The organism is Enterobacter cloacae complex sp. Mu1197, from assembly GCF_040059225.1.
Classification (GTDB): domain Bacteria; phylum Pseudomonadota; class Gammaproteobacteria; order Enterobacterales; family Enterobacteriaceae; genus Enterobacter; species Enterobacter quasiroggenkampii.
On sequence record NZ_CP157375.1, the window covers coordinates 4,571,976 to 4,584,693 of the forward strand.

Annotated in this window: 13 protein-coding genes; 9 read left to right on the top strand and 4 right to left on the bottom strand. The window is 56.4% G+C overall.

Annotation, left to right across the window (positions count from 1 at the left end; genetic code table 11):
- Nucleotides 1–5: 5 nt before the first annotated feature.
- The 3 genes from hslU (at nt 6) to rraA (ending at nt 2,907) form a co-directional block, all read left to right on the top strand.
- Nucleotides 6–1,340 (top strand): HslU--HslV peptidase ATPase subunit, encoded by a 1,335-nt coding sequence (gene hslU, locus ABFV38_RS21545; protein WP_023309685.1) that lies wholly within the window; start codon nt 6–8, stop codon nt 1,338–1,340.
- Between the two features lie 68 nt (nt 1,341–1,408).
- A complete protein-coding gene (gene menA / locus ABFV38_RS21550) occupies nt 1,409–2,329 on the top strand; it encodes a 1,4-dihydroxy-2-naphthoate polyprenyltransferase (RefSeq protein ID WP_235402822.1) in 921 nt (306 codons plus the stop codon).
- A gap of 92 nt (nt 2,330–2,421) precedes the next feature.
- On the top strand, nt 2,422–2,907 hold the full coding sequence (rraA, locus tag ABFV38_RS21555) for a ribonuclease E activity regulator RraA (RefSeq protein ID WP_348958033.1): 486 nt from the start codon (nt 2,422–2,424) through the stop codon (nt 2,905–2,907).
- Nucleotides 2,908–3,474: 567 nt separating this feature from the next.
- On the opposite strand, the gene zapB is transcribed toward rraA, so the two are convergent.
- Nucleotides 3,475–3,714 carry a septal ring assembly protein ZapB gene (gene zapB, locus ABFV38_RS21560; RefSeq protein WP_010436935.1) on the bottom strand — a complete coding sequence of 80 codons (240 nt, stop codon included), beginning with the start codon at nt 3,712–3,714 and terminating at the stop codon, nt 3,475–3,477.
- A 410-nt stretch (nt 3,715–4,124) separates the two neighbouring features.
- Between zapB and ABFV38_RS21565 the strand changes: the two genes are divergently transcribed.
- The 4 genes from ABFV38_RS21565 (at nt 4,125) to fpr (ending at nt 8,455) form a co-directional block, all read left to right on the top strand.
- Nucleotides 4,125–4,970, top strand: coding sequence for an MIP/aquaporin family protein (locus ABFV38_RS21565; RefSeq protein ID WP_014885705.1), 846 nt, complete (start codon nt 4,125–4,127; stop codon nt 4,968–4,970).
- Nucleotides 4,971–4,991: 21 nt separating this feature from the next.
- Nucleotides 4,992–6,500 carry a glycerol kinase GlpK gene (gene glpK, locus ABFV38_RS21570; protein WP_014885706.1) on the top strand — a complete coding sequence of 503 codons (1,509 nt, stop codon included), beginning with the start codon at nt 4,992–4,994 and terminating at the stop codon, nt 6,498–6,500.
- Between the two features lie 101 nt (nt 6,501–6,601).
- Nucleotides 6,602–7,612, top strand: coding sequence for a class II fructose-bisphosphatase (gene glpX / locus ABFV38_RS21575; RefSeq protein ID WP_111967934.1), 1,011 nt, complete (start codon nt 6,602–6,604; stop codon nt 7,610–7,612).
- Between the two features lie 96 nt (nt 7,613–7,708).
- A complete protein-coding gene (gene fpr, locus ABFV38_RS21580; protein ID WP_348958035.1) occupies nt 7,709–8,455 on the top strand; it encodes a ferredoxin--NADP(+) reductase in 747 nt (248 codons plus the stop codon).
- On the opposite strand, the gene ABFV38_RS21585 is transcribed toward fpr, so the two are convergent.
- On the bottom strand, nt 8,456–8,875 hold the full coding sequence (locus ABFV38_RS21585; RefSeq protein ID WP_023293600.1) for a DUF805 domain-containing protein: 420 nt from the start codon (nt 8,873–8,875) through the stop codon (nt 8,456–8,458).
- 112 nt (nt 8,876–8,987) lie between these two features.
- Between ABFV38_RS21585 and ABFV38_RS21590 the strand changes: the two genes are divergently transcribed.
- Together ABFV38_RS21590 and tpiA are read left to right on the top strand one after the other, a co-directional pair.
- Entirely contained in the window at nt 8,988–9,584 is a 597-nt protein-coding gene (locus ABFV38_RS21590) for a DUF1454 family protein (protein WP_045909117.1), read from the top strand.
- A gap of 111 nt (nt 9,585–9,695) precedes the next feature.
- Complete coding sequence (tpiA, locus tag ABFV38_RS21595; RefSeq protein WP_111967932.1) at nt 9,696–10,463, top strand: triose-phosphate isomerase; 768 nt, start codon at nt 9,696–9,698, stop codon at nt 10,461–10,463.
- Between the two features lie 81 nt (nt 10,464–10,544).
- On the opposite strand, the gene ABFV38_RS21600 is transcribed toward tpiA, so the two are convergent.
- Nucleotides 10,545–11,849 carry an SLC13 family permease gene (locus ABFV38_RS21600; RefSeq protein ID WP_348958037.1) on the bottom strand — a complete coding sequence of 435 codons (1,305 nt, stop codon included), beginning with the start codon at nt 11,847–11,849 and terminating at the stop codon, nt 10,545–10,547.
- A 73-nt stretch (nt 11,850–11,922) separates the two neighbouring features.
- On the bottom strand, nt 11,923–12,666 hold the full coding sequence (locus ABFV38_RS21605) for a CDP-diacylglycerol diphosphatase (RefSeq protein ID WP_048226875.1): 744 nt from the start codon (nt 12,664–12,666) through the stop codon (nt 11,923–11,925).
- Between the last annotated feature and the right edge of the window lie 52 nt (nt 12,667–12,718).

A 12,718-nucleotide genomic window follows, 5' to 3' on the forward strand; every position in this document is an offset into this window, starting at 1 on the left:
CTCCCATGTCTGAAATGACCCCACGCGAAATTGTCAGCGAACTGAACAAACACATTATCGGCCAGGATAACGCCAAGCGCTCCGTGGCTATCGCCCTGCGTAACCGCTGGCGTCGTATGCAGCTTGACGAAGAGCTGCGCCACGAAGTTACGCCGAAAAACATTCTGATGATCGGCCCGACCGGCGTCGGTAAAACCGAAATCGCCCGTCGTCTGGCGAAGCTGGCTAACGCGCCGTTCATCAAAGTCGAAGCCACCAAGTTCACCGAAGTGGGCTATGTGGGTAAAGAAGTGGACTCCATCATCCGCGATCTGACCGACTCGGCGATCAAAATGGTGCGCGTCCAGGCGATTGAGAAAAACCGCTATCGCGCGGAAGAGATGGCCGAAGAGCGCATTCTCGACGTGCTGATCCCACCAGCAAAAAACAACTGGGGTCAGGCTGAACAGCAGGCGGAACCGTCTGCTGCACGTCAGGCGTTCCGCAAAAAACTGCGTGAAGGCCAGCTGGATGACAAAGAGATTGAGATCGATCTCGCTGCCGCGCCAATGGGTGTGGAAATCATGGCGCCTCCGGGCATGGAAGAGATGACCAGCCAGCTGCAGTCCATGTTCCAGAACCTGGGCGGCCAGAAGCAAAAAGCGCGTAAGCTGAAAATCAAAGACGCGATGAAGCTGCTGATTGAAGAAGAAGCGGCGAAGCTGGTGAACCCGGAAGAGCTGAAGCAGGACGCTATCGACGCGGTTGAGCAGCATGGTATCGTGTTTATCGACGAAATCGACAAAATTTGTAAGCGCGGCGGCAACAGCTCCGGCCCGGACGTGTCCCGCGAAGGCGTTCAGCGCGACCTGCTGCCGCTGGTTGAAGGCTGCACCGTCTCCACCAAGCACGGCATGGTGAAAACGGACCACATCCTGTTTATCGCATCAGGTGCCTTCCAGGTTGCCAGCCCGTCGGATCTGATCCCGGAACTGCAGGGCCGTCTGCCTATCCGCGTTGAGCTGCAGGCGCTGACCACCGAAGATTTCGAACGTATCCTGACCGAGCCAAACGCCTCAGCCACCGTACAGTACAAAGCGCTGATGGCGACCGAAGGCGTGAACCTCGAGTTCACCGAAGACGGTATCAAACGTATTGCCCAGGCTGCATGGCAGGTGAACGAAACCACCGAAAACATCGGTGCGCGTCGCCTGCATACCGTGCTGGAACGCCTGGTCGAAGATATCTCTTACGACGCGAGCGACCTGAACGGTCAAACCGTTACCATTGACGCAGAATATGTGAGTAAACATCTGGATGCGTTAGTGGCAGATGAAGATCTGAGCCGTTTTATCCTATAATCGCGGTTACTGGATTCTCATCACGTTTAATGGGGGCTAATGCCCCCATTTTTATTGGCTAAATACTTATGACTGACATCAGCCGTACGCAGGCGTGGCTCGAAAGTCTGCGCCCTAAAACACTTCCTCTGGCCTTCGCCGCGATTATCGTCGGTACGGCGCTTGCCTGGTGGCAGGGTTATTTCAATCCGCTGGTCGCCGCGCTTGCATTGATTACCGCCGGCCTGCTGCAAATCCTCTCCAACCTCGCCAACGACTACGGCGACGCGGTGAAAGGCAGCGACAAACCTGACCGTATCGGGCCGCTGCGTGGAATGCAAAAAGGGGTGATTACCCAGGCGCAGATGAAGCGCGCGTTAATTATCACCGTGGTGCTGATCTGTTTATCGGGTCTGGCGCTGGTGACGGTGGCGTCTAAGACTCCCAGCGATTTCATTGGTTTTCTGGTGCTGGGCTTATTGGCCATTATCGCGGCCATCACCTACACCGTCGGCACGCGACCTTACGGTTATATTGGGCTCGGTGATATCTCCGTCCTGGTTTTCTTCGGCTGGCTGAGCGTCATGGGAAGCTGGTACTTACAGGCGCATACGGTGATTCCTGCCCTGTTCCTGCCTGCGACCGCCTGCGGCCTGCTGGCGACAGCGGTGCTCAACATCAACAACCTGCGCGACATCGACAGCGATCGCGAGAACGGTAAAAACACCCTGGCGGTCCGTCTGGGGCCAGTGAATGCGCGTCGCTACCATGCCTGCCTGCTGATGGGGGCCCTGGTCTGCCTGGCGTTGTTTAACCTGATTTCCCTGCACAGTCTGTGGGGCTGGCTGTTTGTGCTTGCCGCGCCGCTGCTGATTAAGCAGGCCCGTTTTGTGATGCGTGAACGTAGCCCGGCCGCCATGCCGCCGATGCTGGAGCGCACCGTAAAAGGCGCGCTGCTGACTAACCTGTTGTTCGTCATCGGGATTGTCTTAAGCCAGACGCTCAGTTAGCTGACAAATATCAATTAACAATTGATGATTTTGCCAACAACGCATTTCGCACGATATACTGAACACATTCGCAGCAACTGAGCGTTAAACCTATGAAATACGATACCTCCGAGCTTTGTGACATCTACCAGGAAGATGTCAACGTCGTTGAACCGCTGTTCTCCAACTTTGGTGGGCGGTCGTCGTTTGGCGGACAGATCGTCACGGTGAAATGTTTCGAGGATAACGGGTTGTTGTACGATCTGCTCGAACAGAACGGCCGCGGCCGCGTACTGGTGGTCGATGGCGGCGGTTCCGTGCGGCGCGCATTGATTGATGCTGAGCTGGCCCGTATTGCCGTGCAGAATGAGTGGGAAGGCCTTGTGGTGTACGGTTCCGTGCGTCAGGTGGACGATCTGGAAGACCTGGATATCGGGATTCAGGCCATCGCGGCCATACCGGTAGGGGCAGCGGGTGACGGTATCGGCGAAAGCGACGTGCGCGTTAACTTCGGCGGCGTGACCTTCTTCTCCGGCGACCATCTTTATGCCGATAATACCGGCATTATCCTTTCCGAAGATCCGCTGGATATCGAGTAATAAAACCGTAAGCGTGGACCATAAAAAAACCGCCAACAGCAATGTGGCGGTTTTTTTGTCCCTCGGGATTCGCGGTCCGTTGGGAGGATTTACAGCTCCACACCAGGGACTTTTATCATACCTCTCAATAAATGGCAGGCAATCCCTTAAACCCTTTATAAAATCCTAATTTTATTTGCACATCTTAACGGCGAGGCTGATGTTAACTATGATGCTGCGTCCCTTTCCGCCATCTCGCAAATGGGCATCGGTCCAGGGAAAGGTGTATTCACAACCGTAAAACAGCCCACACCAGGGCTTGTGTCCACCGACTTATCACCGGTGGTGAACGGTGGAGCGGTTAGCTGCAGGGACCGCATAATGAAACGCTATTTATGTATCGCGTTCATTGTCGCCAGCGTACTCGTTGTAAAGAGTGATGAACCGAATGTGTTCGTTGCTTTTGCTATGACAGCGCAGGACAAGTAGCGTTAAGGCCGCCTCTGGCGGCCTTTTTTATAACTGGCATAAAAAAAGCCGGGTAGCGGCATCGCCTTACCCGGCCTGTTCAGTTCACCCCAATGGGAATCAGACTTCTTCCATACGTCCCAGCAGCGCCTGCAGGCGATCCTGCCAGCCGTTCTGCTGTTCGCGCAGCTGGTTGTTTTCGCGCTCCAGTTCTTCGCGGCCGTGCTGCGCGTTCTGTACTTCCTGCGCCAGGCTGTTGTTCTTCTCTTTCAGCTCTTCAATTTCCATCTGCAGCAGGGTGATGGTGTCAATCGCCTGCTGTACTTTCGATTCCAGTTTCTCAAACACTTCTAAAGACATGATGCTACCTCTCCTGAATTGCAAGGCGACGCTTTAACATAAACGCGCACGACATATACCGTCGATTGTATGGAGCGCGGCGCTCTGTGTCCAGCGACACACCGCGCAGATCGCGGTTTGCAACACTTTTAGGTCTGGTCCTGGTGCGTTCGCGTCATATCCCCCTAAATTGTTAACTCATTCGTTAATGAAATGATTCAGCTCTCATTCCTGTACCGATCCTGTACTGCTGTAAAAATGTGCTTTATGGCGCGAAAACGCTCATTTTATTGACACAGACCACACATTTTGATTTCGATATTTCTCGTTTTTGCTCGTTAACGATAAATTAACACTATGTCTACAGGGCATCGTGGCTGTCACGGGCGGCCATGCTAACAATAAACATCAATTTCTTCAGGATTCCGATTATGAGTCAGACATCAACCTTAAAAGGCCAGTGCATTGCCGAGTTCCTTGGTACCGGGTTGTTGATATTCTTCGGAGTGGGCTGTGTCGCTGCACTGAAAGTGGCGGGTGCCAGTTTTGGTCAGTGGGAAATCAGTATCATCTGGGGTCTGGGCGTGGCGATGGCCATCTACCTGACTGCAGGGGTTTCTGGTGCACATCTTAACCCGGCGGTGACTATCGCACTGTGGCTGTTCGCGTGCTTCGACGGACGCAAAGTTGTTCCTTTCATTCTTTCTCAGTTTGCCGGCGCGTTTTGCGCAGCGGCGTTAGTTTACGGGCTTTATTACAATCTTTTCATCGACTTCGAACAGACGCATCATATGGTGCGCGGCAGTGTCGAAAGTCTGGATCTGGCTGGCATCTTCTCAACCTATCCGAACCCGCATATCAATTTTGTGCAGGCGTTCGCAGTTGAAATGGTGATTACCGCTATTCTGATGGGCGTTATCCTGGCGCTGACCGACGACGGAAACGGCATTCCGCGCGGCCCGCTGGCCCCTCTGCTGATTGGCCTTCTGATTGCGGTGATTGGCGCTTCCATGGGCCCGCTGACCGGCTTCGCGATGAACCCGGCACGTGATATCGGACCTAAAGCGTTCGCCTTTATCGCAGGCTGGGGCGACGTCGCCTTCACCGGCGGCAAAGACATTCCTTACTTCCTGGTACCGCTGTTTGCGCCAGTTGTCGGGGCTGCGCTGGGTGCGTTCAGCTACCGCAAATTAATTGGTCGCCATTTACCGTGCGACACCTGTGTGGAAGAGGAGAAGGAAACGACTTCTACCGCACAACAAAAAGCTTCGCTGTAATCTGACTACGGGACACATACCATGACCGAAAAAAAATATATCGTTGCGCTCGACCAGGGCACTACCAGCTCCCGCGCTGTCGTAATGGATCATGACGCGAACATCGTCAGCGTGTCACAGCGCGAATTTGAGCAAATTTACCCTCGTCCAGGCTGGGTCGAACACGACCCAATGGAGATCTGGGCGTCACAAAGCTCCACGCTGGTCGAAGTGCTGGCGAAAGCCGATATCAGTTCCGACGAGATTGCCGCGATTGGTATCACTAACCAGCGTGAAACGACGATTGTCTGGGAACGTGAAACCGGTAAGCCTATTTACAACGCCATCGTCTGGCAGTGCCGCCGTACCTCTGAGATTTGCGAACAGCTGAAGCGCGACGGCATGGAAGAGTACGTGCGCAGCGCCACCGGCCTGGTGGTTGACCCGTATTTCTCCGGCACCAAAGTGAAATGGATCCTCGACCATGTGGAAGGTTCACGTGAGCGTGCAAAGCGCGGCGAGCTGCTGTTCGGTACCGTTGACACCTGGCTTATCTGGAAGATGACCCAGGGACGCGTTCACGTCACCGACTACACCAACGCCTCGCGTACCATGCTGTTCAACATCAACACCCTGGAGTGGGATGACAAGATGCTGGACGCGCTGGATATCCCACGCGCGATGCTGCCTGAAGTGCGCAAGTCTTCTGAGGTATATGGCCAGACCAACATCGGCGGTAAAGGCGGCACCCGTATTCCTATCGCCGGTATCGCCGGTGACCAGCAGGCGGCGCTGTTCGGCCAGCTGTGCGTCAAGGAAGGGATGGCGAAGAACACCTACGGCACCGGCTGCTTTATGCTAATGAACACCGGCGAGAAAGCGGTGAAATCAGAAAACGGTCTGCTGACTACCATCGCCTGCGGCCCGCGCGGCGAAGTGAACTATGCCCTGGAAGGTGCGGTGTTCATGGCCGGCGCGTCTATCCAGTGGCTGCGTGACGAGATGAAGCTGATCAGCGATGCGTTCGACTCCGAGTACTTCGCGACCAAAGTGAAAGACACCAACGGCGTGTACGTGGTGCCTGCGTTCACCGGTCTGGGCGCACCGTACTGGGACCCGTATGCACGCGGCGCGATTTTCGGTCTGACGCGCGGCGTGAATTCTAACCACATTATTCGCGCCACCCTGGAATCCATCGCCTACCAGACGCGCGACGTGCTGGAAGCGATGCAGGCGGACTCTGGCATTCGTCTGCACGCCCTGCGCGTGGACGGCGGTGCGGTCGCGAATAACTTCCTGATGCAGTTCCAGTCCGACATTCTGGGCACCCGCGTTGAGCGTCCTGAAGTGCGTGAAGTGACGGCGCTGGGCGCGGCGTACCTTGCCGGTCTGGCGGTAGGCTTCTGGCAGAACCTGGACGAGCTGCAGGAAAAAGCGGTGATCGAACGCGAATTCCGCCCGGGCATCGAAACCACCGAGCGTAACTTCCGCTACAGCGGCTGGAAGAAAGCGGTCAAACGCGCCCTGGCGTGGGAAGAGCACGACGAGTAAGACAAACTTACCCCTCTCCCCTTTGGGGAGAGGGGACTTAAAACCCCCCTCCCCACTCTGTGATAAACTTCGTGCAATTCTTTTGATTGCACGAGTACCTCATGAAACGTGAACTTGCTATCGAGTTTTCCCGCGTCACCGAAGCGGCCGCCCTTGCAGGCTATAAATGGCTGGGTCGTGGTGACAAAAATACCGCCGACGGCGCAGCCGTCCATGCCATGCGCATTGTGCTTAACCAGGTCAATATCGACGGCACTATCGTGATCGGCGAAGGCGAGATCGACGAAGCGCCAATGCTCTATATCGGTGAAAAAGTCGGTACCGGCAAAGGTGATGCTGTGGATATCGCCGTCGACCCGATCGAAGGTACGCGCATGACGGCAATGGGTCAGGCCAACGCCCTCGCGGTGCTGGCCGTAGGCGATAAGGGCTGCTTCCTTAACGCGCCGGATATGTACATGGAAAAGCTGATTGTCGGTCCTGGCGCAAAAGGCGCAATCGACCTCAGCCTGCCGCTGGAAGAGAACCTGCGTAACGTCGCCAGCGCGCTGAACAAACCGCTGAGCGAACTCACCGTCACCATTCTGGCAAAACCGCGCCACGACGCCACCATCGCGCAGATGCAAAAGCTCGGCGTGCGCGTGTTTGCTATCCCTGACGGTGATGTTGCCGCCTCGATCCTGACCTGCATGCCGGACAGCGAAGTAGACGTACTGTACGGCATCGGCGGCGCGCCGGAAGGCGTAGTCTCTGCGGCAGTGATCCGCGCGCTGGACGGCGATATGCAGGCTCGTCTGCTGCCCCGCCACGAGGTGAAAGGCGACAGCGAAGAGAACCGCCGTATCGGGGAAAACGAGCTGGCACGCTGCGAAGCGATGGGTATCGAGGCCAACAAAGTGCTGGCGCTACATGATATGGCCCGTAGCGATAACGTGGTCTTCTCGGCGACCGGTATCACCAAAGGCGATCTACTGGACGGCATCACCCGCAAGGGCAATATGGCGACCACTGAAACGCTGCTGATCCGCGGCAAATCGCGCACCATTCGCCGCATCCAGTCTATCCACTATCTCGACCGCAAAGACCCGGACGTACAGACGCACATTCTGTAAAACCGTTTGATCGATAGAGCTTTCCGGCCCAAATGGGCTGGAAATCTCCCCGTTAAGTACGGAAGATAGAACAGAGAAACAGCACAGGAGAAGATCATGGCGGACTGGGTAACAGGTAAAGTCACAAAGGTACAGTTCTGGACCGATGCGCTATTTAGTCTCACCGTGCATGCTCCCGTACACCCGTTTAAAGCCGGGCAATTTGCGAAGCTGGGGCTGGATGTCGACAGCGAGCGCGTGCAGCGCGCCTACTCTTACGTTAACGCGCCTGATAACCCGGATCTCGAGTTCTATCTGGTCACCGTTCCTGGCGGTAAACTCAGCCCGCGCCTTGCCGCCCTTAAGCCCGGCGACGAAGTGCAGATCGTGAGTGAAGCAGCAGGCTTCTTTGTGCTCGAAGAGATCCCGGATTGTGACACGCTCTGGATGCTGGCAACCGGCACGGCCATCGGTCCTTATCTCTCTATTTTGCAGTACGGCAAAGACCTCGAGCGCTTTAAAAACATCGTGCTGGTGCACGCCGCGCGCTACGCTGCAGATCTGAGCTACCTGCCGCAGATGCAGGCGCTGGAGCAGCAGTACGGCGGAAAGTTAAAGATCCAGACGGTGGTCAGCCGTGAAACCGTAGCAGGAATGCTGACCGGCCGCGTGCCGGCGCTTATTGAGAGTGGTGCCCTGGAAGAGGCGGTGGGTTTGCCGCTGAACGCTGAAACCAGCCACGTCATGCTGTGTGGCAACCCGCAGATGGTACGGGACACGCAGCAGCTTCTGAAGGATACCCGGCAGATGACGAAACATCTTCGCCGCCGGCCAGGCCATATGACCGCCGAACACTACTGGTGATCAGCGGTATTTCACCTCAACGGTATCTTTACCGTATTTGTTTTCACTCTGGGTGCCAATAAACGCGCCCAGATCGACAATCATCATCACGAAGATGACCGACGGCAGCAGCCTGCCCACAACCCACGGCAGGATGGACGGCAGCATCGCCCAGTTTCCCGCCACCAGCATCCACGCCAGAATAATCAGAAATGCCCACGCGCCAGATCGTCCGCGATCGTGCAGGCGTTTCACGACGACAGCCGCCGTTGGCCAGAGCAGGCAGACCAGCGCGAAGGCCGCCGTTTGCGTGCTTAGCCATGCGTTATAGGCAACGAAAAACAGAAGCAGCATGGCGACAACCCACGTCACCATCCAGATCCAGAAATCACGGCGTCCAATACGCCCTTTGAATGAAAACAGCCACTGCTGTATGGTCATGTAAGGTTCCTTATTATCATATCGCGCGCATTTTACCCTGGAGTTGTGACCTTTTGACAAGCCGACCAGATATCGTTTTAATCATGAGCACTTACGGCCAGGGGTAATGTTGATGAAAAGTTCGACACATTCTCTTTTCCTGTGTTTAGCGCTGCTCAGCGCGGGCTTTACCCTGCACGCCGCCGAAACCACAGCCCCGACCACCGCACCGTATCTGCTGGCGGGCGCACCGTCGTTCGATCAGTCCATCAGCCAGTTTCGTGAAGCCTTCAATCAGGCCAACCCCACGCTGCCGCTGGATGAGTTTCGTGCCATTGATGGCCCCCGCGACACGCCTACCCTGACCCGTGCGGCAAGCAAGATTAACGAGAATTTGTATGCTTCCACGGCGCTGGAACGCGGGACGTTAAAAATCAAAAGCATGCAAATCACCTGGCTGCCAATACAGGGGCCAGAGCAGAAAGCCGCGAAGGCAAAAGCCCTGGAGTACATGAGCGCGGTCTTGCAGGCGTTTACCCCTGCGCTGACGAAAAAGCAAAGCCAGCAAAAGCTGCAAAAACTCCTCACCGCCGGTAAAAACAAGCGTTACTACGCCGATACCGAAGGCGCGATCCGCTATGTTGTGGCGGACAACGGCGAAAAAGGACTGACCTTCGCTGTTGAACCGATTAAGCTGGCACTATCAGACACCCTTGGCGGGGCGAATTAATGACAAAAAGCAAAGCCTTTCGAGGGAAAATCTCTATACTGATTCACAGACCATGCTGCCCGACAGGGTGGCCATATTCCTTAATTCGCTTATTGAGCGTGGAGAATTGAAATGCGACATCCTTTAGTGATGGGTAACTGGAAACTGAACGGCAGCCGCCACATGGTAAACGAACTGGTTGCGAACCTGCGTAAAGAGCTGGCTGGCGTGACCGGCTGCGCGGTTGCTATCGCTCCGCCGGATATGTACCTGGATCTGGCTAAACGTGCCGCTGACGGCAGCCACATCATTCTGGGCGCGCAGAACGTTGACGTTAACCTGTCTGGCGCGTTCACCGGTGAAACTTCCGCTGAAATGCTGAAAGATATCGGCGCGAAATACATCATCATCGGCCACTCCGAGCGTCGCACCTATCACAAAGAATCCGACGAGTTCATCGCGAAGAAATTCGCCGTGCTGAAAGAGCAGGGTCTGATCCCGGTTCTGTGCATCGGTGAAACTGAAGCAGAAAACGAAGCGGGCAAAACCGAAGAAGTGTGCGCACGTCAGATCGACGCAGTGCTGAAAACCCAGGGCGCGGCAGCGTTCGAAGGCGCGGTAATCGCTTACGAGCCAGTCTGGGCGATCGGTACCGGCAAATCAGCAACCCCTGCGCAGGCTCAGGCGGTTCACAAATTCATCCGTGACCACATTGCGAAAGCTGACGCCAACGTCGCTGAGCAAGTGATCATCCAGTACGGCGGTTCCGTTAATGCGTCTAACGCTGCTGAGCTGTTCACCCAGCCAGACATCGATGGCGCGCTGGTTGGCGGTGCATCCCTGAAAGCGGACGCTTTCGCGGTGATCGTTAAAGCGGCAGAAGCGGCTAAACAGGCGTAATTGCCTTTGTGGCGGGTGGCGCTTCGCTAACCCGCCCTACGGTTCTGTAGGCCCGGTAAGCGTCAGCGCCACCGGGCTTTTTTACAGCCGTCCCAGCAGGCTAAACCACAAGTAATCCAGCGGCAGCAGCACCAGATAGGTCGCTATCGCCAGCGCCAGACAGAGCACCATCCCCGCCCTGGCAGGCACCTTTCCTAACCCCATCGCCACCACGATCGGCGACGCCTGATACGGCAGCAGCGGCGTGGAATAGCCGAGCACCTGAATCATGATCACCGACAGCAGCGGGAAGCCGGTCGCATCCGAGAAGCTTTGCGCCAGGGTGGTATACAGCGCAGGAACGCCGTTGGCGGTCATAATGAAGTTGAGTGCGGTGGTGATCCCGGTCAACGCCAGGAAACTGGTGAACGGCCGGTCTGCATCCAGCGGCATAATGCGGAGCAACGCCTCGCCCACCGCCGTTCCGATACCGGTTTGCGTCACGACGATCGCCAGCCCAAGAATGCCCGCGACGTAAATGCAGGTACGCATATTCACCCCCGCTGAAAATTCTTCCCCGGAGATAAAGCCAACGCGCGGCAGCATAACGATGATTGACGCCGCCAGCCCGGTCCAGGCGGGCCCCACGCCGTGCCAGCTCTCCGTCACCCACATCCCCAGCACCACCGCCAGCAGCCAGGCAAGACGCTTTTCGTCCCGCCCCATAGGCTCAGACGGCGCCTGTTCCTTCGGCGATTTTGGGCTGCCGGGAAAAAGCCAGCAGATCAGGCCAATCAGAATCAGGCCTTTGAGAATGCCCAGCACCGGCGTGTGCAGCAGCAGATACGGGACATAGTTCAGATGGATGCCGTACGAGCCTTCCGCCGCACCGCTCATCACCAGGTTAGGCACGTTAGCGGGCAGAATCGTCGCCGAAAGCTGGAACGTCCCGAACCCTACCGCCAGCGCCAGACCAAACCAGGCGCGGGAGCCGTCGGCGATACCGGCGCGTTTCGCCATTGCGGCGACAATCGGCATCAGCAGCGCAATACGTCCCATATTCGACGGCATCACAAACGCCAGCGCATAGCTCAGCAGCACCACGCTCGCTACCATTAATACCCAAGAGTCGGTGAGCTTTGCCGACAGCGCCCGGGCGGCCCGGTCTGCCAGACCGGTTTTACGGATCGCCACGCCGAGCACGAATCCGCTGAAGACCAGCCAGAAGGCCGACGAAGCAAAACCGCCGAAAATCACCTCCGGCGGGGCAATCTTCGCGGTCATTGCCGCCGTAAAGAACAGCAGTGCGGTGATGAATTCCGGCAACAGCGACGTCGCCCATAGCACGATAGTGACGCCAACGATCAGTGAAGGCAGCAGCAGAGGATACGTTGACCAGAGCGACATACCTGTCTCCTGTAGAATTTTTCAGCAAGTCTACGGCGACAGGCAGGGCGAGTAAACGCTATTTATGGTGGGGTCAATTCAGAATAGCGCATTGATGATCCTGCAGTTCCTCAGCTGACGCGCGGTTAAGCATCAGCAGGTTACGTTCGGTTGCCAGCAACACAAACGAACCATCGGACTGCTGCGCCATCGCCAGGGCAAAGCGCCCCATATGGTCGCGCGCTTCCGGCAGCTCTTCAGCCAGCATTATGAACGGGCTGCGCTGCACCAGTTCATTCTCCGTCACCCGACGAGCAAGATACTCATGCCCTTCCAGCCCGCCGGGAAGCGGCAGCCACTGAGTGCTGATTTCTCCCTGCGCGGCGTTGAGTTTCTCGCGCACGTCCGGGCGCAGACAGGAGATATGAATGTGAAAATGGTTCTGCGTACGCCCTGTCGGCGAGTTAATCGTCAGCGAAATGGCGCTGTCGGGCACCTCGGATCCGCGCTTCAGGGTCATAAAGCTGCGCGACTGCCAGGCCAGCCAGAAAAAGTTCGGCGTGTGCGCTTCGGTCAATAGCGGGCTCTCGGTGCCGTTGATGCGATATGTCGGCATCAGCAGATATTGCAGCGGCCCGTTGCGGTCTTTAAAGACTACATAGCCTGCATCCGTTTTCACCTGCGCACACGGTGCCGGGTTACGATTCTGGATCTGATTCGGCACGCACTGGTCGAGAACGATATGTCGCAACGCATTCGGATTACCCGCTTTCATCCAGTACACGCCGCCAGCGGCAAGGGCGATGACAATGAGGATCAATAAGATAATTTTTTTCACAACGCGTTCCCTGTTTTCAATAGAGGCAAAAGAGTAACGCAAAATGATGACC

Bases quoted from the DNA above. Each gene is read 5' to 3' on its own strand.
- glpX (WP_111967934.1), top strand. From the start codon at position 6,602: ATGAAACGTGAACTTGCTATCGAGTTTTCCCGCGTCACCGAAGCGGCC.
- tpiA (WP_111967932.1), top strand. From the start codon at position 9,696: ATGCGACATCCTTTAGTGATGGGTAACTGGAAACTGAACGGCAGCCGC.
- menA (WP_235402822.1), top strand. From the start codon at position 1,409: ATGACTGACATCAGCCGTACGCAGGCGTGGCTCGAAAGTCTGCGCCCT.
- ABFV38_RS21565 (WP_014885705.1), top strand. From the start codon at position 4,125: ATGAGTCAGACATCAACCTTAAAAGGCCAGTGCATTGCCGAGTTCCTT.
- ABFV38_RS21585 (WP_023293600.1), bottom strand. From the start codon at position 8,875: ATGACCATACAGCAGTGGCTGTTTTCATTCAAAGGGCGTATTGGACGC.
- glpK (WP_014885706.1), top strand. From the start codon at position 4,992: ATGACCGAAAAAAAATATATCGTTGCGCTCGACCAGGGCACTACCAGC.
- rraA (WP_348958033.1), top strand. From the start codon at position 2,422: ATGAAATACGATACCTCCGAGCTTTGTGACATCTACCAGGAAGATGTC.
- hslU (WP_023309685.1), top strand. From the start codon at position 6: ATGTCTGAAATGACCCCACGCGAAATTGTCAGCGAACTGAACAAACAC.
- zapB (WP_010436935.1), bottom strand. From the start codon at position 3,714: ATGTCTTTAGAAGTGTTTGAGAAACTGGAATCGAAAGTACAGCAGGCG.
- ABFV38_RS21600 (WP_348958037.1), bottom strand. From the start codon at position 11,849: ATGTCGCTCTGGTCAACGTATCCTCTGCTGCTGCCTTCACTGATCGTT.
- ABFV38_RS21590 (WP_045909117.1), top strand. From the start codon at position 8,988: ATGAAAAGTTCGACACATTCTCTTTTCCTGTGTTTAGCGCTGCTCAGC.
- fpr (WP_348958035.1), top strand. From the start codon at position 7,709: ATGGCGGACTGGGTAACAGGTAAAGTCACAAAGGTACAGTTCTGGACC.